The organism is Methylophaga sp. F7, assembly GCF_056863975.1.
The window spans coordinates 1,840,496-1,860,847 of record NZ_CM166511.1 but is presented as its reverse complement, the minus strand read 5'-3'; the positions used below and the strand labels follow the sequence as shown (position 1 = coordinate 1,860,847).

Here is a 20,352-nt window from a genome sequence, read left to right as displayed (position 1 = left end):
GTTTCATTAATCTTAAGATTGATGAATTTAAAAAACTCAGTAGGTTGGCGTTGAGCCTGCGAAGCCCAACATCTTGTTTATGTCGGGTTACGCTGCGCTAACCCGACCTACATTATTTTTAAACTGTGTTTCTGTGGTTTGTATTCTTTTAATCTGCGCCCATCTGCGTAATCTGCGGATAAAAATACAGCTGATATGAAATAGTCGTTGTTTCTATCCAACGCTCCTTGCCACTCGATCAATCAGCCGACATAATCCTTTTTTGTTTATTCGCCAGAACAGGGAAGCTTATGTCGCGTTATCTCTCAAAATACCCACTATTGCCGCAGCAGCCAATTGAATGGTTACTGGCATTACTCTTCCTGGTATCTCCCTTTTATCTGGCCTCCAGTCTCGGTGGCACTGGATTTGATCTACCATTTAATATCACCGTCTGGGCGGCGGCGACATTAGTTATTGCTTATTCAGTCTGGTATTTCTGTGGGCAGGAAAAGCTGCTTCTTCCAGCAAATTACAAAGGTCTTTTGGCGTTACCTATTGGAATTCTGCTGGCTGCAGCACTTGCTGGCGTTCAGGATCCAATTACCTGGCTGTTTCGAATTGTGTATGTGATGGCAGGGGTTATTTTTCTGTTTGGTCTATTTCAGTTTCGGCTGAAAAACACCGATAGGATTTTGTTGCTGATTGCTATTGCAACCCTTATCCATAGTCTCGTTGGTGTTATTCAATTGTTTGAGTTACCAATTTTGCAGAATTGGATCCCACGTACCTCGATAGTGACTGCTACCGGTGTTTTTCAACAGGTCAATGTGATGGCCAGTTTCCTGACTACCGGCATATTGGTTTCAGTTTATCTTTGTTTAAGACCGATTGCTTATAAGCGTTTTTATCTAAAAGTCTTTTTACTACTAACCATAGGTATTGCGGCTTATGTGATGGTTGCAACAGGTTCAAGAATAGGACTGTTATCAGGCGTATTAGGATTACTAATGTTGCTCATAGCCTATCGAAGTCAAGTCAGTAAAAACTGGAAAACGATGGTTTCTGCTTTATTGCTAATTGTGGTGGCCAGCTGGTTAGCAAAAGAAGGGTTACACAGAACATTTGATAAATCTTACCAAATGGTAGCAGCGCAATATTCAGATCAACGTCTGAGTATTTACCGAATTTCTCTTGATGCTTTTTCTGAAGCCCCAATAAGAGGACATGGTATTGGCAGTTTCCTGGAAAAATTTGGCTTGGCTTCTTCTGCGTTTTATCAACAACATCCTACTGCAAATATGCCAGGTTATATAGCCCATCCACATAATGAACTTTTGCAATGGGCCATTGAAGGAGGATTATTGGCTTTACTGGGCATTCTTATAGCGATGTTCAGTGTGTTGTGGTTCGTATTCAAACATAAACATCAAAGAATACTTGCCTATCTTGCATTATTACTACCGATAACTTTTCATACACAAGTTGAGCATCCCTTTTACCTATCCTCATTTCACTGGTTTATTTGGTTAACATTATTATTTGGATTACTTAACCATCATTTAAAATTCAAGCAGAATCTGCTTAGTGAAGCAGCGAATAAATCACTTCGGGTTTTAATCCTGCTTTTGCTAAGCATTTCATTAGTCTTTTTATGGCAAACCGCACTGGCGCAACAGCAGCTATATACCTATTTGACTCAATCCCAGCAATCTCCCCAACTTAATCATGTGTTAAGTAATATGTATTACAAAAACTATGCTGAGAAGATTGTCATGCGAACACATCTGCATGATGCAATTGTAAGAAAGGATGCAGAAAAACTTATTCAGGTTGTGAGTTGGTTTGAATACGAACTGAATAAAAAACCAGAGTTAAAACTATTTGAAGACGTAATTAATGGTTATTTTGCTATGGAAAAGCCTGAAAAGCGTTGTGAAACCATTCGTAAAAGTTTGGAGTATTACCCGGCAAATAAAGTTTTAATTAAACTACAAAAAGATTGTTTAGCAAGAAACTGACAAAAAACGTCATAAACTGACGTGCCTGAGTAATTTGCGAATATTGAAAATAAATATTTAAATCTTAACTAACTGTTTTTAAAAATAAAAAAACATTGGCATGGAGAGTGCTCTATTAATTTGGAGCACAAAGCTTGTCGTCTATTTACGGAGATTGAAATATGAAAAAAACACAACAAGGTTTTACATTAATTGAATTAATGATTGTTATCGCGATCATTGGTATTTTGGCGGCAATCGCTTTGCCTGCGTACCAACAATATACTGAACGTGCCCGTTTTTCTGAGGTGGTATTAGCAACTTCTCCTCATAAAATTGCTTTTGAAGTTGCAGCTCAATCTGGTCGCCTAACGGCTTTAGCTGATGCTGATGCTGGTTCTAATGGTATTCCTGGTGCTGTAGGTGCATCTGGATTTGTTAATAGTGTCACAATGGTTGATGGTGTTATTACAGCTACAAGTCAAAATATTAATGCTGCTAATGATGATTATACATTAACTCCAGATGGTATAACCGCACCTATCCAATGGACAGTTGGTGGCTCTTGCTTAGCAGCCGGCCTTTGCTAATAAATATTGTTGAATTTTGTTAAAAGCCCCGATTCATCGGGGCTTTTTTGTAAGGAGCGGGTTAATTTTCAACATTAAAATATAATTGATATAACTATAAATCAGATATAAGTTTCACTAAAATCCGAAATATCTAAAATCCTTTTTGACAGCTGTCCCTAAATTGCTTTCAATTGCCCCATAAATTCTTAATTGGGGAATCCCGTGGAAAATTATCCAAAAATAATCACTGTTGGCTGGCGAGAGTGGTTGAGCTTGCCTGAGTTGGGTATTCAACAAATCAAAGCCAAGGTGGATACTGGAGCCCGAACTTCCGCCATCCATGCCTTTTCGGTTGAGCCGATTGATAAGAACGGTGAGCTTTGGGTAAGATTTGGGGTGCATCCCAATCAACATGATACCGAGACGGAAATCTGGTGCGAAGCGCGAGTTAAGGACGAGCGCAACGTTACTGACTCGGGTGGTCACACAGAAAAACGTTATGTAATTGAAACGCCACTGAGCGTTGGCGGGCATAGCTGGCCGATTGAAATTACCCTGACCAATCGCGATACTATGTTGTTTCGAATGTTACTGGGACGTACTGCCATGACGACTGGTAATATATTGGTTAATCCGGCATTGTCCTATCAAGCAAGCCCCGCATTCCACGACACTACCCAAGCGCCTAGAGATGAAGCGCTTGATGGAGAATCTGCATGAAAATAGCCATTTTGTCCCGTAATTCGAAGCTGTATTCCACTCGCCGATTGGTTGAGGCAGCGGAGGCACGAGGTCACGAAGTGGATGTGCTGGATGTGCTGCGTTGTTATATGAATATCACCTCGATGAAACCGGAGGTGCATTACAAGGGCGAGAATCTGACCGGTTATGATGCGGTGATTCCTAGGATCGGGGCTTCGGTGACCTTTTACGGAACTGCTGTACTGCGCCAGTTTGAAATGATGAATGTATATCCACTGAATGAGTCAGTGGCGATCAGTCGTTCACGCGATAAACTTCGCGCTCTGCAATTACTGTCACGCCGCGGAATTGGTCTGCCAGTAACGGGGTTTGCACATCGTCCGGATGATGTCGACGATTTAATCAAGATGGTCGGTGGTGCGCCGCTGGTGATTAAATTATTGGAAGGTACCCAGGGCATCGGTGTGGTATTGGCAGAGACTGCTGGGGCAGCTGAGAGTGTTATCGAAGCCTTTATGGGCATGAAAGCCAATATCTTGGTGCAAGAATTTATCAAAGAAGCCGGCGGTGCGGATATTCGCTGTTTTGTAGTGGGTGAGAAAGTGGTTGCCGCAATGAAACGCCAGGGTAAAGAGGGCGAGTTCCGATCCAATCTGCATCGTGGGGGCAGTGCCAATTTAATCCGCATTACACCGGCAGAGCGGGCTACCGCTGTCAGGGCAGCCAAAACGATGGGTCTGAATGTGTGCGGTGTGGATTTATTGCGTTCGAACCATGGACCAGTCGTGATGGAGGTTAATTCTTCGCCAGGGCTTGAAGGTATCGAATCAGCAACCGGTAAGGATATTGCCAGTTTGATTATTGATTTTATTGAAAAGAACTCTGTTTCAGGAACCACTAAAACCAAAGGCCGTGGTTAATGCCTGACGAGTTGATTATTGCCGGGCAAAAAATCGGCCCCGGACAAAATAAAGTAGTTGATGTAGCCCTACCGGATTTGTATATGCATACCTCTTTGAGTATGCCTGTTCAGGTGATGCGTGGACGACGTGACGGGCCTGTTTTATTTGTGTCCGGTGCGGTACATGGAGATGAAATTGTCGGCGTGGAAATAATTCGTCGGCTGGTTAGAAGTAAACGGCTTAAAAGCCTTAAGGGGACGTTGATAACCATCCCGGTGGTTAACGTATATGGTTTTATCAATCAAACGCGTTATCTGCCAGACCGCCGGGATTTAAACCGCTGTTTTCCCGGTTCTGAAGAGGGTTCTCTGGCGGCGCGCCTCGCCAATCTTTTTATGAGCGAGGTGGTGAATAAGTGTACCCATGGCGTAGATTTGCATACTGCAGCCATACACCGCGATAACCTGCCACAGATTCGTGCAGCGTTGGATAATCCTGCCGTTGAAGAAATGGCGAGAGCATTTAATGCCCCGGTTATTTTGAATTCAGGCTTGATTGAGGGATCTCTACGTTATGCCTGTCAGCAGGCCAATGTGCCGGTTATAGTCTATGAAGCCGGTGAAGCATTACGTTTTAATGAACTGGCGATTCGTGCTGGTGTCAGAGGCGTGTTGGCGGTAATGCGTAAGCTGGGCATGTTAACTGAATCCCGTACGAAACATTTAAAACCGGTAGAACCATTTGTCGCGCGTTCAAGCAGTTGGGTGAGGGCACCGCAAAGCGGAATTTTCAGAATGCTGGTTCCTATGGGAGCCCACGTGACCAAAGGCGATATTCTGGGAATGGTCGCGGCCCCATATGGTGATGAAAAATCGGAAACCAAAGTGGTCGCAATCTGTAGTGGCGTGATCATTGGCAGAACCAATATTCCTCTGGTCAATGAGGGTGAGGCGCTGTTCCATATTGCGCGTTTTAATCGCCCTGACGAAGTTGCGGACAGTGTGGAGGCGTTCAATACCAATCTGGATCCATCAACAGATACCAGCGTTCCAGAAGAGCAACCAATTATCTAGGCCTGCGATTCATCTCGTTACGTAGTAGTGCTGTCATAATATTTTTGCAATTTATCCGTAAAATAGTGACAATCCCGCGATTTAACTGAAGCCAAAGGGGGTCATACTGATGACACAAACCCATGCCAATCTTGATACACACTCACCTGATGTTGCCCCTGAAGAATGGAGTGCGCAACATAGCAGTAAGCTTTATGGTGTGCGTGATTGGGGGACGGATTATTTTGATATTTCCGCCGATGGCAATGCGGTCGTCAGTTTGCAGTTTGGTGAAAAGACTATTCATGTTCCATTGATCGATATTGTTAATGGAATGAAAGAGCGTGGCCTGGATATGCCCGCTGTATTACGCATTGAAAACCTGCTGGATTTGCGAATTACCCAACTGAACGAGGCTTTTGCCCGGGCGATTAAAACAGCTGGTTATAAAAATCACTATCGCGGTGTATTCCCAATTAAGGTGAATCAGCAATGCCACGTTATTGAGGAAATTGCTGATTATGGTCGTCGCTACCATCATGGTCTGGAAGCGGGCAGTAAAGCCGAATTAATTATTGCTATTTCACAGCTTCGTGACCATGACAGTTTGATTATCTGTAATGGATATAAAGACGAAGAATTTATTGAACTGGGTTTATATGCCCGTCAAATGGGGATTCCATGCTTTTTTGTATTGGAAACCGCCACGGAGCTTTCCACGATTCTGGAACGCAGTAAAGCATTAGGGATTGATCCGCTGATAGGTTTACGTATTCGTCTGGCTTCGACAGTTGAAGGTCATTGGAATGGTGACAGTGGAGACCGTTCTATTTTTGGCCTTTCTACCAATGCACTGCTTGAAGTTATCGACCAGCTCAAAAAAGCCGATATGTTGCATTGCCTGCAGTTACTGCATAGCCACTTAGGCTCACAAATTCCCAATATTCGTAATATCCGTAGTGGCGTAATGGAAGCCTGCCGTTTTTACACTGGCTTAATCGAAGAAGGCGCACCGATGGGCTATATGGACCTGGGTGGCGGTTTGGCAGTTGACTACGAAGGTGCTCGTTCTAACAGCACACACAGTATGAACTACGGCCTGGACGAATATTGCTACAACATTATCGAAACCTTGCAGGAATGTCTGGATCCGCTGGATATCGAACACCCAGTCGTCATTACTGAATCTGGTCGGGCATTGATTGCCTATTCTTCCATGTTGTTATTTAACGTATTGGAAGTCCGTGATCATAAACCTGGCACGATTCCGGAGATTGTTCCGGATGATAGTCCGGATATGCTGGTGAACCTCTATGCCGTGCTGAATAATGTAAAACTGCAGAACCTGCAGGAGTGTTACAACGATGCCATATATTATCGTGATGAATTACGTGAGTTATTCCATCACGGTCAGGCAACCCTCCGTGAACGGGCTTTAGCCGAGAATGTTTCATTGGCCATTTTGGAAAAAATCTCAGAATTGTTGCCCCAGGCACGCAGGGTTTCTGCTGAACTGGAAAGTCTGCCAGAGTTACTGTCCGATATTTATTACGGTAATTTCAGTCTGTTTCAATCGTTGCCGGATATCTGGGCAATTGATCAGATCTTCCCCATCATGCCGATTCATCGCTTGAATGAAAAACCCACTCGCGCAGCGGTCATCGCAGATATGACCTGTGATTGTGATGGCAAAATTGATTCGTTTTCCTATGAAGAGGGTATTCGTAAAACGTTGCCATTACACCCACTTATAGAGGGTGAGGAATATTATCTGAGCGTATTTCTGGTTGGAGCGTATCAGGAAACCCTTGGTGATTTGCATAACCTGTTTGGTGATACCAACGTGGTCAGTGTGCATATTAACGAGGATGGCAGCTTTGATTTTGTCCGTGAGTTTCATGGCGATAGTATTGCCGATGTACTCAGCTACGTGGAATACGATCCGAAAGTAATGCAGGAACAATTCCGGAAATTGGCTGAACAAGCTGTTCGAGATGGCAAGATTTCGGTTCCAATGCGTCAACAAATGTTACGTGCCTTCAGCGACAGCATGAATGGCTACACCTTCTTTGAAAGATAACTGCAGATTTATAAGGATTCAGCAATGTCAAAAGTGATCATTATTGGCGCCGGTGGTGTTGGCGGCGTCGTTACGCATAAATGTGCCCAATTACCGGAAGTATTTTCGGAGATTATTCTGGCCAGCCGTAATGAAGACAAATGTAAAGCCATAGCAGCGCAGCTGGATCGCCCAATCCGCACTGCTCAGGTCGATGCCGATAACGTGCCAGAACTGACTGCTTTACTGGAAAAGGAAAAACCAGATCTGGTCATCAACGTAGCGTTACCTTATCAGGATTTGCATATCATGGACGCCTGTCTGGCGGCTGGTGTTGACTATCTGGATACAGCTAACTACGAACCTTTGGATACCGCCAAGTTTGAATACAGCTGGCAGTGGGCCTATCGTGAAAAATTTGAAAATGCCGGTTTGATGGCATTACTCGGCAGCGGTTTTGATCCCGGTGCCACCAACGTTTTTACTGCCTATCTTGCCAAACATTACTTCGATGAAATCCATGAGCTGGATATTATTGACGTCAATGGCGGCGATCATGGTTATCCATTTGCCACCAACTTCAATCCGGAAATCAATATTCGTGAAGTCACGGCAGAGTGTCGTCACTGGGAAAATGGTGAATTTGTTACCACACCGGCCATGTCAAAAAAGCCAGCTTTACCTGTCCAGAAGAGGTTGGTAACTACAATATTTACCGTATGTACCATGAAGAACTGGAATCACTGGTAGTGAATTTCCCGACTTTGAAACGTGCCCAGTTCTGGATGAGCTTTGGTGATAGCTATCTTAAACATCTGGAAGTACTGGGTAATGTCGGTATGACCGGTATTGACCCAATTGATTTTAACGGTCAGCAGATCGTACCGATTCAGTTCCTCAAAGCTTTGTTACCAGATCCTTCAACACTTGGCCCTCGCACCAAAGGTAAAACCTGCATTGGTTGCGTAGTGAAGGGTGTTAAGGATGGTAAAGAGAAAATTGTGTATCTCTATCAAATAAAAGACCATCAGGATTGCTACGCTGAAGTTCAGTCGCAGGCGATTTCTTATACCACTGGTGTACCGGCCATGATTGGCGCCAAAATGATGTTGGAAGGCAAGTGGAAGAAACCGGGCGTCTGGAACATTGAACAGTTTGATCCGGATCCATTTATGGAAGATATGAATAAATATGGACTGCCTTGGGAAGTGATTGAACTGGATGATTTCAATCTCGACAATTGACCTTATGGAGCTATAAAAAATTAACCACAGAGATACTGAGGGCACGGAGGAAAAGTATACATCCGCAGATTACGCAGATGGACGCAGATTTTTAATTTTAATATGAATGTAGGTCGGGTTAACGTAGCGTAACCCGGCAAAAATAATCTGCGAGAATCAGCGTAATCTGCGGATAAAACACTGTGATCTTCGTGTCTCTGTGGTTAATAAGTGTTAATAATACAAATTAACTATCATTTTCAGGTATTTGAAAATAATGCAATTTACTGATTTTACCAAGCTGGATTTATCTCGATTGCCGTCGCCTTGTTTTGTGGTGGACGAGGTGGCTGTTGAGCGTAATTTACGCATTCTGAATCATGTGCAAACGGCCAGTGGTGCAAAAGTTCTGGCTGCTTTGAAAGCATTTTCAATGTGGTCTTTGGCACCGTTGACCGCCAAATATCTGAGCGGCACTTGCGCCAGTGGTTTGCATGAAGCTCGGCTTGGTTTTGAAGAATACGGTGGGGAAGTGCATGTATTTGCTGCGGCCTTCAGTCAACAGGATATTGATGAACTGCTGACCTTTGCCCACCACATTGTGTTTAATTCTTGTGGCCAATGGCTGCGGTTTCGTGATCAGTGCCTGGCAATGCAAAAACAGCGTCCAGATTTGCATTTTGGTTTACGAATCAATCCAGAACATTCTGAAGGTGCAGTGCCAATTTATGACCCGTGTGCTCCCGGTTCACGTTTAGGCATTCCGTTATCGCAACTGGATGAAACTGCATTGGATGGTATTTCTGGGCTGCATTTTCATACTTTATGTGAGCAAGGATTTGAACCATTGCAGCGAACTGTGGCGGCTATGGAAGCGAAGTTTGGCCATTTGCTGCCACAGATGCAGTGGGTGAATTTTGGTGGTGGCCATCATATTACGGCTGATGGCTATAACATCGATGGTTTAATTCAACTGGTTCAGGATTTTAAACAACGGCATCAAGTCGAAGTATATCTGGAACCGGGTGAGGCGGTGGCAATTGGTACTGGTATTTTGAGTTGCGAGGTGCTCGATATCAGCTGGAATCACCTTGATCAGGCGATTCTCGATACATCTGCTACCTGTCATATGCCCGACACGTTGGAAATGCCGTATCGTCCGGATATCACCGGTGCAGGTTTGCCTGATGAAAATTCACATACCTATCGATTGGGAGGATTAACTTGTCTGGCGGGTGATGTGATCGGTGATTACAGCTTTGATAAGCCACTGGAAATTGGTCAACGTCTAGTATTTGAAGATATGAGCCATTACACCATGGTTAAAACCACGACATTTAATGGCACCAAATTACCGGCATTGGCTATTTGGAATTCCGAAACCGATGATTTACGTGTAGTCAAAAGCTTTGTCTACAGCGATTTTAAAGAGCGACTGTCATGAACACCGAATTGAACGAAGAATTTCCGATTTTCCTGGGCTCCGAGATTGACCAGGCCGATCCAAAACAGGCGATGTTCCATGTTTTGCCTGTTCCGTATGAAAAAACGGTCTCTTATGGTGGCGGCACCAATAAAGGGCCTTCAACGATTTTGAATGCATCCTGGCAGCTGGAAAAATGGGACGGCAAAAGTAATCCATGTGATTTGGGCATCTATACTTGCCCGCCAGTCGATTGCAGCGTTAGCTCGCAACAGGTGATTGATAACATTGCTAATGCCACCGCTGAAATCATCCGTAATGGCGGAATTCCTGTAGTGTTAGGTGGTGAACATACCGTGACCTATGGCGTCATTAAAGGGTTAAAAGATGCCGGCATCGAAGATTTTGGTATTGTGCAGATTGATGCCCACGCTGATCTGCGTCATGCCTATGAAGGCGATATTTTGAGCCATGCCTCAGTAATGAAACGTGCTGTGGATATGGGTATCCCGTTATACCAACTGGGAATTCGTGCATTTTGTGAAGAAGAGATGCAGGTGCGAGAGGAGTTTGGTGTGTATTACCAGGATGCCGATGAATTGGTGCCGAATAATATCAACAGCATTACCTTGCCCGATGATTTCCCGAAAAAAGTGTTTTTTACGGTGGATATTGATGGTATGGATCCGAGTGTGTTTCCTTCAACAGGCACACCAGTACCGGGTGGCCTGAGTTGGTACCAGACATTGAATCTGTTTGAATCGGTTGCCAAACAACGTGAAATTATTGGTTTTGATGTAATGGAGTTTGCACCAATTGAAGGGTTTCATGCATATGACTTTGCTGCATCAATGCTGACCTACAAGTTAATGGGGATCACTGCTCGTAGTCGTCAATGATTTTTTGCGGTTAAAAAAATTAACCACAGAGACACGGAGGGCACAGAGACAAAAAATAGATCCGCAGATTACGCAGATGGACGCAGATTTATAATTTTTAACAGGACTGCAGGTTGGGTTGATTGTGCGAAACCCAACATCATCTAAGCATTTGTGCTTTGTCGGGTTTCATAAATTCAACCCGACCTAAATATTGTTAAAAAACTTAGGTCGAGTTAGCGCAGCGTAACCCGACAAAAATAATCTGCGAAAATCTGCGTAATCTGCGGATAACTTTAAAATCTCCGTGCCCTCCGTGTCTCTGTGGTTAATTAGCAGTTTTTGCTTTTCTTTGAAGCGTTTACACGTTAAAATTCGCGGTTTTTTTACTCTCTGGGGTCTGCGACATGAGCCAAGCTACAATCACATTGCTGCAAAACTACTACGATGCGTTCAACCGTCAGGATATGGATGCGTTTTTAAATATGCTGACTGATGACGTTATTCATGATGTTAACCAGGCCGGACGCGAAATTGGTAAAGAAAAATTCTCTGCATTTATGGACCGCATGAATGCCCATTACAAAGAACAAATCGTGGATATTTCCATCACCACTAATGAAGCGGGCGATCGTGCTGCTGTTGAATTCACCGTACTAGGCGAATATCTGAGCACCGATGAAGGTTTGCCAGAAGCTAACGGCCAGAAATACAATCTGCCTGCTGGTGCGTTTTTTGTGATTCGTGATGGCAAAGTGGCACGCATCACTAACTACTACAACCTGGAAGACTGGGTTAAACAAGTCGTCGGTTAAACTGCAGGCCAATCAGCCAGGCTGGGATGTTCTATCCAGCTTGGCTTTTTTATGGTTGCCTTTCCATTGCACTAAGTGAGATAACTATGCTGGAATTGAAACGCTTATCAGGCGAAGCACTGAATCAATTTATCCCGGAACTTGCCAGATTACGCATTGAGGTTTTCCGTGATTTTCCCTATCTCTATGATGGTGATCCGGATTACGAAGCTCGCTATCTGCAAACCTATATCGAAGCGCCTGACAGCGTGATTGTTTTAGCTTTTGATGGCGATAAGGTCGTTGGTGCATCGACGGGTATTCCGCTGAGATATGAAACTGATGAAGTTAAAGCGCCGTTTATCAAAGCGGGTATTGATGTTGATAGCGTATTTTATTGTGGTGAATCGGTCTTGTTGTCACAATACCGTGGCAAAGGTGCCGGCGTAGCGTTTTTTGAACATCGTGAGCAACATGCACAAGAACTGGGCGGATATGAATTCAGCTGTTTTTGTGGAGTACAGCGCCCAGAAGACCATCCACGCCGACCCTCAGGTTATAAGCCTCTTGACAACTTCTGGCGTAAACGCGGCTATGAAAAGCATCCTGAACTCAACACGACATTCAGCTGGAAAGAACTGGATGAAGAGCATGAGTCACCTAAGCCGATGACTTTCTGGATGAAAAAACTTTAGAGTCTGTTGAACATTAATAGTGCTTCTGAAAGAACGATAGACTCTAGTAATTTTGTTTGTATATCAACAGCTTGTTATTAAAGACATTAATAAGCCGTTAAAAATATATTATCTGGCATTGAAGTAAGGCTAAAAAGCCCAATCTTATATGTCTCGCTAACGATTTCCCGAGTTTGATGTAAATGAGCAAAGTAAAAGTCGCTGCAGCACAGTACGATATTGGTTTTTTCAAAGACTGGTCGCAATTCACTGATAAATTGACGCAGTGGGTAGCCGAAGCCGTTGAAGAGAAAGCCAAACTACTGGTGTTTCCCGAATATGGCAGTATGGAACTGGCCTCACTCTTTGGTGAAGCCATCTATACCGATCTTGGTAAGCAATTACATTCAATGCAGGATGTCTATGCGGACTGGCAGGATTTGCATCATCAACTTTGTAAACAATACGATGTGATGATGCTGGCCAGCACATTTCCGGTTCTGCAGGAAGACGGCACATTCCGTAATCGTGCCAATCTCTATGGACCGGATGGGCTGATTGGTTTCCAGGATAAATTGATCATGACCCGATTCGAAAATGAGCAATGGTTAATTCATCCAGGCCAACAGATTAAAGTGCTGGATACCGATGTCGGGCGTATTGGGGTCAGTATTTGCTATGACATTGAATTTCCATTGATTACCTATCAGCAGGTTAAGGCTGGCGCCGATTTGATTTTGGCCCCAAGTTGTACCGATACGCAGGCTGGTTTCCATCGGGTGCGGATTGGCTGTCAGGCACGGGCTTTGGAAAATCAATGTTATGTTGTGCAATCTCCTACATTTGGTGAAGCTCGCTGGTCAGAAGCTGTTGATGTGAATACCGGGCGTGCCAGTATTTATACCCCGGTGGATTATGGATTTACCGATAACGGTATCTTGATTGAAGGCGTAGCTGACAAGCCTGGTTGGGTCTGTGCTGATCTGGATTTGACTGAAATTGCCCGCGTTCGCGAGGAAGGTCAGGTCTTTAATTACCGAGATTGGCCTTTACAACACACATTAACTGGACCTGAGCAAACTCGCTAAACACTTTAAACACCGCTGTTATAGAGGTGTTTTTCTTTGTATCAGCCAATAGCCCTGCAAGCAGTGTGGATGCAGCCAGTTTTAGCAGGGTATAAAATATTGAGTCTAATTTAGCTTTGAAATTTACAGGAGTCGTGCATGACTAGCCCCGCGCAAATTGAGGAAATCGTCAAAAATTATCAGGATCCATCAACACTGATAACACTGGGCGACACCCGCGCCACGGTCAAAGTATCGCAGGACGATAATCAGACACAGGTCGATGTGACTTTGGGTTATCCGGTCAAAGGCTATGCTGCAGAACTGGCACAAAACCTAAAACAATTGATTGAAGCGGAAGGCGCAGCGAATGTAAGCGTCAATATCACAACTAAAATTGTAAAACATAAAGTACAGCAGGGTGTGCCAGCGCTGGAAAATGTAAAAAATATTATTGCCGTGGCCTCAGGTAAAGGTGGGGTAGGTAAATCTACCACGTCCGTTAATCTGGCATTGGCTCTGGCAGCTGAAGGCGCCACCGTGGGTATTCTGGATGCTGATATTTATGGTCCAAGTCAGCCGCGTATGCTTGGCACCACTCAACGTCCTGAATCAGTTGATGGCAAATCAATCGAACCAATTGAAAGCTATGGTATCCAAAGCATGTCGATTGGTTTTTTAATCGATGAAGAAGAACCAATGATCTGGCGTGGCCCGATGGTGACGCAGGCTTTGCAGCAAATGCTGGGCGATACCAATTGGAAAGAGCTGGATTATCTGGTGATTGATTTACCACCGGGTACCGGCGATATTCAGCTGACCCTGTCACAGAAAGTACCGGTCAGCGGTGCAGTCATCGTCACTACTCCACAGGATATTTCCTTACTGGATGCCCGCAAAGCATTGAAAATGTTTGAAAAAGTAAAAGTACCAGTACTCGGCGTAGTGGAAAATATGAGTACCCATATCTGCAGCCAGTGTGGTCATGAAGAGCATATTTTTGGTGCCGGCGGTGGACAATCAATGGCTGATCAATATGGTGTGAATATGCTTGGCAGTTTGCCACTGGATATTCATATCCGCGAAGATGCTGATAATGGTCAGCCGACGGTAGTCAAAGATCCAGATGGAGATATCGCTTTAGCCTATCGTGTGATAGCTCGCCGAATCGCCGCCAACCTGGCAATGCAGGGCAAAAATTATTCCGCAGCATTCCCGAATATAGTTATCAAGAACGACTAATCAAGCTATCATCAACATCTTTTGAGCAAATTGACGGATTATGAGCATAAAATCAGATAAATGGATCCGGCGTATGGCCGAACAGCAAGGTATGATTTCGCCTTTTGAACCAGGACAGGTTCGTGAACAAGAAGGACAACGTATTATTTCCTACGGCACGTCCAGTTACGGTTACGATGTACGTTGTTCAACTGAGTTTAAAATTTTTACCAATATCAATTCGGCGATTGTTGATCCAAAAAACTTTGATGCCAGTAGTTTTGTTGATATCAATTCTGATGTCTGCATCATTCCGCCAAATTCGTTTGCTTTGGCTCGTACTATTGAGTCATTTAAAATTCCACGCAATGTTTTGACTATTTGTCTGGGAAAATCTACCTATGCGAGATGCGGCATTATTGTTAATGTCACACCATTGGAACCAGAATGGGAAGGCCAGGTCACCCTGGAGTTCTCCAATACCACGCCATTACCTGCCAAAATTTATGCTCACGAAGGTGTAGCACAAATGTTGTTTTTTGAATCTGATGAAGTCTGTGAGACCTCTTATGCTGATAGGGCTGGTAAATACCAGGGTCAGCAGGGCGTGACTTTACCAAAATCCTGATTGAGATTATGACTGTGCGCAATATCAGCAGATTCGTTTTACCAGGGTTGCTGTTATTGCTGGTTGGTTGTGAAGATCGTCCGCAACAAATTTATCAGTGGCAGCATAGTGAGGGTAGCTATGCCGCTACCTTTTCAGCAGATGGAAAATTTTTGCTATCAGCCGATGTCGATGCCGCCGCCAGACTATGGGACCTGCAAAACAATCAGGTGAAATACAGCTGGCAAAGTGAGCAGAAGGAAACGGTTCGCAGCACTACCGTGGCATTAGCTAAATCCAGTCCGATTGCCGCTACCGTAGAACTTGATACGGTGATGTTATGGAACACGGATAACGGAATGCCAGAAAACAGACTGACATTTCCATTGCGCGTGAAAGCACTAGATATTTCGCCTGATGGCCAGTTTTTGCTATTAGCACTGGCAGATAGCACAGCAGTTTATTTTGATATTAACGCCAACCGGGTTCTTCATGTATTTGAACACGATGGTACTGCAGTCGATTCGCCGGTGAAGCATCCTATTAATACCGTGGCTATTTCACCGGATGGTAAAATGGCTTTAACTGGCGGTGATGATCGGACTGCTCGGTTATGGGATCTGCAGAGTGGGGAGCAGTTACAGAACTGGGTGCATGGTAATACTGTGACTCTGGTGAAATTTGATCCACAAAATCGTTTTGCATTTACCGCAGCGGATAATGACCATGCTTATCTTTGGTCATTGGCGGATGGCAGTCTGCAATCTCAGCTACGCAGTTCCGCCTGGCCAAAATCGTTGCCAGTTCCAGAATTCCCGGTTTTTAATACGACCACAACGGCCGTTAATTTTTCAGAAGATGGCATGTTACTGGTAACCGGGCACGCGGCAGAACGAATTTGCGTCTGGCAATTACCCCAAGGTGACAAATTACGTTGCTGGAAAGTGACCAGACAGAATCCACTTAATCCTGGAATGGTCATACAGGCTGTAGCGTTTAATGCCAATGCAAGCGCTGTATTGAGTATTGCTGGGACCGGTGAAGCCCAGCAATGGCAGTGGAGGTAAACCTCATGTACAAACTTGTGTTTTTTGTTCCTGAAACCCATAAAGAATTGGTTAAAGAAGCCATTTTTAATGCCGGAGCAGGACATTTTGATGGTTATGACTGCTGCAGTTGGGAAACACAAGGTATGGGCCAGTTCCGACCTTTAGAAGACAGCCAGCCATTTATTGGTGAAAACGGAAAACTGGAACAAGTAAACGAATATCGAGTTGAAACGATTTGCTCGAACGAGACTATCAAAGCTGTTGTCTCAGCGTTGAAACTCGCACATCCATATGAAGAGCCTGCTTATCAGTACTGGCCAGTTAATCAAGAGGATTTTTAATTTAATGAACGCACCTGCGTCCCCTAAAACGATTCGTCTCGCGGATTACACCGTCCCGTCTTATCTGGTCGACAACGTTGATTTGCATTTTGATCTGGACGCTTCAACGACTCGTGTGACCAGTATTCTGAACATGCGGCGTAATCCAAAAGGGCCAGGTGAAGCCTGTGTATTAAATGGCGAGCATTTAGAGTTAATAAGTATCAAACTTGATGGACGGACATTAACTGCCGCAGAATTTCAACGCTCCAATACTCAGCTGGTGTTGCCGACATTACCGGAAAAGTTTCAGCTGGAAATCGTCACCGAGATTTATCCAGATCAAAATACCGCGCTAGAAGGCTTATATCATTCAGGCGCGTTGGTTTGCACTCAATGTGAGGCAGAGGGCTTTCGACGCATCACCTATTATCCGGATCGCCCTGATGTGATGGCCGTATTTAGCGTGACCATCACGGCTGAGAAACAGAAATGGCCAATTCTCTTATCAAACGGTAACTTGCAAGAGCAGGGTGAATTAGCGGATGGACGCCATTGGGTTCGCTGGCATGATCCACATCCTAAACCCTGTTATTTGTTTGCTTTAGTTGCCGGTGATCTCTATATGCAACAGGACAGCTTTACGACCTTAAGCGGACGTGACGTGACCTTGCAGATCTATGTCGATAAAGAAAATCACGATAAATGTGATCATGCACTGGTGTCTTTAAAGCAATCCATGCGCTGGGATGAGGAGACTTATGGCCGTGAGTACGATTTAGATGTCTTCATGATTGTTGCCGTCAATGATTTCAATATGGGGGCGATGGAAAACAAAGGGCTGAACATCTTTAATGCTGCCTGCGTTTTGGCCAGTCCTAAAACGGCTACGGATAACGACTTTTACACCATACAAAGCATTGTCGGCCACGAGTACTTCCATAACTGGTCCGGTAATCGGGTGACTTGTCGTGACTGGTTCCAGTTAAGCCTTAAAGAAGGCTTTACCGTGATGCGGGATCAATCTTTCAGTGCGGATTTGAATTCTGCCGCGGTGCAACGAATTGATGATGTTGATCAGTTACGCAGTTTGCAATTTGCTGAAGATGCCGGTCCGATGGCGCATCCTATCAGACCCGATAGCTATATCGAAATCAGTAACTTTTATACCGTGACCATTTACGAGAAAGGTGCGGAAGTTGTACGCATGATCAAAACCCTGGTTGGCGAAGAGGGGTTCCGTAAAGGCACTGATTTATATTTTGACCGCCATGATGGTCAGGCAGTGACCACGGACGATTTTGTTAAAGCTATTGAAGATGCCAACCGTATTGATTTAACCCAGTTCAAACGTTGGTATTCCCAGGCCGGAACACCGGTTATTACAGCCACTCATCAATATGATGCAACAAAGAAAATATTGACCTTAACCTTGCAGCAATCTTGCCCGGCCACACCGGGACAGACCGAAAAACAACCATTTTTAATTCCAGTTGCAATGGGGTTACTGGATGCTGCAGGTAATAGTTTGCCTTTACAATTGATTGATGAAGCTCAACCCTATGATAACGACACCCGCGTACTTGAACTAAGCGAAGCAGAGCAAGTATTCCGTTTTATCGGGGTAGATAACAAGCCGATTGTCTCTTTACTTCGTGGCTTTTCCGCGCCAGTTAAATTACTGATTGAGCGTGATAATGAAGAACTTGCGTTTTTGATGGCCAATGAAAAAGACAGTTTTAATCGTTGGGATGCCGGACAAAGTCTCTTCATCCAAGTCATGCTGTCTTTAATCAACGATTATCAGCAAGATAAAACGCTGCAATTGCCGGAAACTTTGTCAAAACAATGTGCTGCTGTATTAGAGGATAAAACGGCTGATCCCGCATTGGTAGCGCGCATGCTGACATTGCCCTCAGAGAATTATCTGGCAGCACAGATGAAAGTAGCTGACGTGGATGCCATCCATAGTGTGCGTAAATTTGTAAAAGATACCCTGGCAACGCAGTTGAAAGCCCAGTTTGATGCTTTGTATCAGCAGCATAATTTGCCAAATGTGCCGTATCAGTTTAACTCAGAGCATATGGGAAGACGCAGCCTGAAAAACGTCTGTCTGGGCTATCTGATGGCAACCGGCGATCCGATGCAAACTCAGCGCTGCCTGAAACAGATGAAACAGGCAGATAATATGACAGACACTCTGTCTGGTCTGCGTCTGATGGTGGATCAGCCAGGTACCGAACGTGAACATGCCTTGCGCGCATTTTATGAGCAATGGCAGCATGACCGGCAGGTGGTGGATAAATGGCTTACTGTGCAGGCTCTATCCAGCCTCCCGGATACATTGATTCGGATTAAAGGGTTGATGAAACATCCTGCGTTCAGCATTAAAAATCCAAATAATGTTCGGGCGTTAATCGGTCAGTTTTGTCGTAACAATCCAGCGTTATTTCACGCAAAAGATGGCAGTGGCTATCGTTTCCTGGCTGAACAGATTTTGGTGCTGGATAAAATTAATCCGCAGGTGGCTTCGCGGCAATTGGGTGCATTCAATTCCTGGCGCCGATATGATGCAAAACGCCAGCAAATGATGCGCGATGCATTGCAAAATATTGCTCAGCAGCAGGATCTCTCATCTGATGTCTATGAGATCGTTAACAAATATCTGGCGGATTAATGAAATTTGAATTACATCCTCAGTTAGCTGCGGACACATTTCTGATCGGTGATTTACCACTGTGCCGAGTGTTACTGATGAATGACGCCCGTTTCCCGTGGGTGATTCTGGTGCCACGTCGCAAAGATATCAGTGAAATTTATGATCTTTCGATGCAGGATCAGCAATTACTCTGGCAGGAGTCAGCATTAGTCGCCGAAAAACTGATGAAACTCACCGAGGCCGATAAAATGAATATTGCGGCATTGGGAAATGTGGTTCCGCAGTTACATGTGCATCATGTGGCTCGCTTTAAAACTGATGCCGTCTGGCCAAAACCGATCTGGGGCCAGGGCGTAGCTGTGCCGTATAGTGATTCAGACAAACAACAAATGCTGCGTAATTTAAGCGATATGTTTAGAGGTTTTCTTGTTAGTGGCCAAAGCCTTAACGTTTAGACTTAATGTCGATAGAGAAGAGGCGATGCGCTACTATCGAGGCGAAGCTTCTGCTGTGGTTGCGATAACCGATTCGGGACAATCTCTACAGTTTCCTGCATTGCATGTTCGGCGTTTTATTACACAAAGCGGTATTCATGGTCGCTTCAAAATCCGCTTTGATGACAATCATAAAATGATCAATCTGGAACGTATCTCAGATTAAAGGCTTAGTCCGCTATTTCTCTTTAGGTGAATACACCAGGTAACTACCTGAAGCAATATCATGCCAGCTGAGTTTATCGGGGCTCAGCCACAACCACCAATATCCCAAACCTAATGGCAGCCAGGAAAAGAGGCCGACCATAAAGCGCAGAAATGCCTGCTGCCAGTTTATCCCGGTATTATTGCCGCTGATGAGATAAATCCGCCATGCACGCATGCCAAGTGTTTGTCCGCCATGGGTCCAGAACCAGCCATAAAAAATAAATGCCACGCCCAGCAGATAGACAAAAAAGAATGGATTATTGGCACCGATTGCTTCACCGCCATTAAGGGCTACCGCAACGGCAGCGGCGACTAACAGTACCGAGACCAATAACATGCTGTCATACAACATCACAGCAAGTAGTCTGAAGGGGCTGGGTTTACGGGGTGTGGAACTATTTTCAGTCATCATTAAAGCTCAATTTTATTGGGCGAATTCGGGCGTATAAAGTATCATTATCGCTTTAATT

At 44.5% G+C, this 20,352-nt stretch carries 21 protein-coding genes; 20 read left to right on the top strand and 1 reads right to left on the bottom strand.

The window, feature by feature from the left end; all coding sequences use genetic code 11:
• Nucleotides 1-290 precede the first annotated feature (290 nt).
• The 20 genes from AC08OG_RS09410 (at nt 291) to AC08OG_RS09315 (ending at nt 19,841) form a co-directional block, all read left to right on the top strand.
• A complete protein-coding gene (locus AC08OG_RS09410) occupies nt 291-2,000 on the top strand; it encodes an O-antigen ligase family protein (protein ID WP_482929371.1) in 1,710 nt (569 codons plus the stop codon).
• A 161-nt stretch (nt 2,001-2,161) separates the two neighbouring features.
• A complete protein-coding gene (locus AC08OG_RS09405; protein WP_292399272.1) occupies nt 2,162-2,569 on the top strand; it encodes a pilin in 408 nt (135 codons plus the stop codon).
• Nucleotides 2,570-2,773: 204 nt separating this feature from the next.
• On the top strand, nt 2,774-3,271 hold the full coding sequence (locus tag AC08OG_RS09400) for an ATP-dependent zinc protease family protein (protein WP_292399270.1): 498 nt from the start codon (nt 2,774-2,776) through the stop codon (nt 3,269-3,271).
• On the top strand, nt 3,268-4,173 hold the full coding sequence (gene rimK / locus AC08OG_RS09395; protein ID WP_014706795.1) for a 30S ribosomal protein S6--L-glutamate ligase: 906 nt from the start codon (nt 3,268-3,270) through the stop codon (nt 4,171-4,173). Before AC08OG_RS09400 ends, rimK begins: the two co-directional genes overlap by 4 nt.
• Nucleotides 4,173-5,228 (top strand): succinylglutamate desuccinylase/aspartoacylase family protein, encoded by a 1,056-nt coding sequence (locus AC08OG_RS09390; protein ID WP_292357466.1) that lies wholly within the window; start codon nt 4,173-4,175, stop codon nt 5,226-5,228. Before rimK ends, AC08OG_RS09390 begins: the two co-directional genes overlap by 1 nt.
• Nucleotides 5,229-5,337: 109 nt before the next feature.
• On the top strand, nt 5,338-7,287 hold the full coding sequence (gene speA / locus AC08OG_RS09385) for a biosynthetic arginine decarboxylase (protein ID WP_292399266.1): 1,950 nt from the start codon (nt 5,338-5,340) through the stop codon (nt 7,285-7,287).
• Nucleotides 7,288-7,311: 24 nt separating this feature from the next.
• The gene (locus AC08OG_RS09380; protein ID WP_482929370.1) at nt 7,312-8,016 is read left to right on the top strand and encodes a saccharopine dehydrogenase family protein; all 705 of its coding nucleotides are present in this window, start codon (nt 7,312-7,314) and stop codon (nt 8,014-8,016) included.
• On the top strand, nt 7,986-8,510 hold the full coding sequence (locus tag AC08OG_RS09375) for a saccharopine dehydrogenase family protein (protein WP_482929369.1): 525 nt from the start codon (nt 7,986-7,988) through the stop codon (nt 8,508-8,510). The genes AC08OG_RS09380 and AC08OG_RS09375 overlap by 31 nt, the downstream gene beginning before the upstream one ends.
• A 256-nt stretch (nt 8,511-8,766) precedes the next feature.
• The gene (gene nspC / locus AC08OG_RS09370) at nt 8,767-9,933 is read left to right on the top strand and encodes a carboxynorspermidine decarboxylase (protein WP_482929368.1); all 1,167 of its coding nucleotides are present in this window, start codon (nt 8,767-8,769) and stop codon (nt 9,931-9,933) included.
• A complete protein-coding gene (gene speB, locus AC08OG_RS09365; RefSeq protein WP_292357458.1) occupies nt 9,930-10,811 on the top strand; it encodes an agmatinase in 882 nt (293 codons plus the stop codon). The genes nspC and speB overlap by 4 nt, the downstream gene beginning before the upstream one ends.
• Before the next feature lie 386 nt (nt 10,812-11,197).
• Nucleotides 11,198-11,605, top strand: coding sequence for a ketosteroid isomerase-related protein (locus AC08OG_RS09360; protein WP_014706801.1), 408 nt, complete (start codon nt 11,198-11,200; stop codon nt 11,603-11,605).
• 86 nt (nt 11,606-11,691) lie between these two features.
• The gene (locus AC08OG_RS09355; protein ID WP_292399255.1) at nt 11,692-12,279 is read left to right on the top strand and encodes a GNAT family N-acetyltransferase; all 588 of its coding nucleotides are present in this window, start codon (nt 11,692-11,694) and stop codon (nt 12,277-12,279) included.
• 182 nt (nt 12,280-12,461) lie between these two features.
• The gene (locus tag AC08OG_RS09350; protein WP_292357453.1) at nt 12,462-13,346 is read left to right on the top strand and encodes a carbon-nitrogen hydrolase family protein; all 885 of its coding nucleotides are present in this window, start codon (nt 12,462-12,464) and stop codon (nt 13,344-13,346) included.
• 138 nt (nt 13,347-13,484) lie between these two features.
• Nucleotides 13,485-14,567, top strand: coding sequence for an iron-sulfur cluster carrier protein ApbC (apbC, locus tag AC08OG_RS09345; protein WP_292357451.1), 1,083 nt, complete (start codon nt 13,485-13,487; stop codon nt 14,565-14,567).
• A 40-nt stretch (nt 14,568-14,607) separates the two neighbouring features.
• A complete protein-coding gene (dcd, locus tag AC08OG_RS09340) occupies nt 14,608-15,174 on the top strand; it encodes a dCTP deaminase (RefSeq protein WP_292357449.1) in 567 nt (188 codons plus the stop codon).
• An 8-nt stretch (nt 15,175-15,182) separates the two neighbouring features.
• The gene (locus tag AC08OG_RS09335; RefSeq protein ID WP_292357448.1) at nt 15,183-16,220 is read left to right on the top strand and encodes a WD40 repeat domain-containing protein; all 1,038 of its coding nucleotides are present in this window, start codon (nt 15,183-15,185) and stop codon (nt 16,218-16,220) included.
• 5 nt (nt 16,221-16,225) lie between these two features.
• The gene (locus AC08OG_RS09330) at nt 16,226-16,543 is read left to right on the top strand and encodes a YqfO family protein (RefSeq protein WP_292357446.1); all 318 of its coding nucleotides are present in this window, start codon (nt 16,226-16,228) and stop codon (nt 16,541-16,543) included.
• Nucleotides 16,544-16,547: 4 nt separating this feature from the next.
• Nucleotides 16,548-19,199: an aminopeptidase N gene (gene pepN, locus AC08OG_RS09325; protein WP_482929367.1), complete on the top strand. Its 2,652-nt coding sequence runs from the start codon at nt 16,548-16,550 to the stop codon at nt 19,197-19,199.
• Nucleotides 19,199-19,636 (top strand): HIT domain-containing protein, encoded by a 438-nt coding sequence (locus AC08OG_RS09320; RefSeq protein ID WP_292399248.1) that lies wholly within the window; start codon nt 19,199-19,201, stop codon nt 19,634-19,636. Before pepN ends, AC08OG_RS09320 begins: the two co-directional genes overlap by 1 nt.
• Nucleotides 19,614-19,841, top strand: coding sequence for a DUF2835 domain-containing protein (locus AC08OG_RS09315; RefSeq protein ID WP_482929366.1), 228 nt, complete (start codon nt 19,614-19,616; stop codon nt 19,839-19,841). Before AC08OG_RS09320 ends, AC08OG_RS09315 begins: the two co-directional genes overlap by 23 nt.
• A gap of 12 nt (nt 19,842-19,853) precedes the next feature.
• Here the strand turns inward: AC08OG_RS09315 and AC08OG_RS09310 are convergent, their stop codons facing one another.
• Complete coding sequence (locus AC08OG_RS09310; RefSeq protein WP_439503459.1) at nt 19,854-20,294, bottom strand: RDD family protein; 441 nt, start codon at nt 20,292-20,294, stop codon at nt 19,854-19,856.
• Nucleotides 20,295-20,352: the final 58 nt, after the last annotated feature.

What these genes read in the sequence shown, in the direction of transcription:
- AC08OG_RS09410 (WP_482929371.1), top strand. Translation starts at nt 291, where the DNA reads ATGTCGCGTTATCTCTCAAAATACCCACTATTGCCGCAGCAGCCAATT.
- AC08OG_RS09405 (WP_292399272.1), top strand. Translation starts at nt 2,162, where the DNA reads ATGAAAAAAACACAACAAGGTTTTACATTAATTGAATTAATGATTGTT.
- rimK (WP_014706795.1), top strand. Translation starts at nt 3,268, where the DNA reads ATGAAAATAGCCATTTTGTCCCGTAATTCGAAGCTGTATTCCACTCGC.
- AC08OG_RS09390 (WP_292357466.1), top strand. Translation starts at nt 4,173, where the DNA reads ATGCCTGACGAGTTGATTATTGCCGGGCAAAAAATCGGCCCCGGACAA.
- speA (WP_292399266.1), top strand. Translation starts at nt 5,338, where the DNA reads ATGACACAAACCCATGCCAATCTTGATACACACTCACCTGATGTTGCC.
- AC08OG_RS09380 (WP_482929370.1), top strand. Translation starts at nt 7,312, where the DNA reads ATGTCAAAAGTGATCATTATTGGCGCCGGTGGTGTTGGCGGCGTCGTT.
- AC08OG_RS09375 (WP_482929369.1), top strand. Translation starts at nt 7,986, where the DNA reads ATGTACCATGAAGAACTGGAATCACTGGTAGTGAATTTCCCGACTTTG.
- nspC (WP_482929368.1), top strand. Translation starts at nt 8,767, where the DNA reads ATGCAATTTACTGATTTTACCAAGCTGGATTTATCTCGATTGCCGTCG.
- speB (WP_292357458.1), top strand. Translation starts at nt 9,930, where the DNA reads ATGAACACCGAATTGAACGAAGAATTTCCGATTTTCCTGGGCTCCGAG.
- AC08OG_RS09360 (WP_014706801.1), top strand. Translation starts at nt 11,198, where the DNA reads ATGAGCCAAGCTACAATCACATTGCTGCAAAACTACTACGATGCGTTC.
- AC08OG_RS09355 (WP_292399255.1), top strand. Translation starts at nt 11,692, where the DNA reads ATGCTGGAATTGAAACGCTTATCAGGCGAAGCACTGAATCAATTTATC.
- AC08OG_RS09350 (WP_292357453.1), top strand. Translation starts at nt 12,462, where the DNA reads ATGAGCAAAGTAAAAGTCGCTGCAGCACAGTACGATATTGGTTTTTTC.
- apbC (WP_292357451.1), top strand. Translation starts at nt 13,485, where the DNA reads ATGACTAGCCCCGCGCAAATTGAGGAAATCGTCAAAAATTATCAGGAT.
- dcd (WP_292357449.1), top strand. Translation starts at nt 14,608, where the DNA reads ATGAGCATAAAATCAGATAAATGGATCCGGCGTATGGCCGAACAGCAA.
- AC08OG_RS09335 (WP_292357448.1), top strand. Translation starts at nt 15,183, where the DNA reads ATGACTGTGCGCAATATCAGCAGATTCGTTTTACCAGGGTTGCTGTTA.
- AC08OG_RS09330 (WP_292357446.1), top strand. Translation starts at nt 16,226, where the DNA reads ATGTACAAACTTGTGTTTTTTGTTCCTGAAACCCATAAAGAATTGGTT.
- pepN (WP_482929367.1), top strand. Translation starts at nt 16,548, where the DNA reads ATGAACGCACCTGCGTCCCCTAAAACGATTCGTCTCGCGGATTACACC.
- AC08OG_RS09320 (WP_292399248.1), top strand. Translation starts at nt 19,199, where the DNA reads ATGAAATTTGAATTACATCCTCAGTTAGCTGCGGACACATTTCTGATC.
- AC08OG_RS09310 (WP_439503459.1), bottom strand. Translation starts at nt 20,294, where the DNA reads ATGATGACTGAAAATAGTTCCACACCCCGTAAACCCAGCCCCTTCAGA.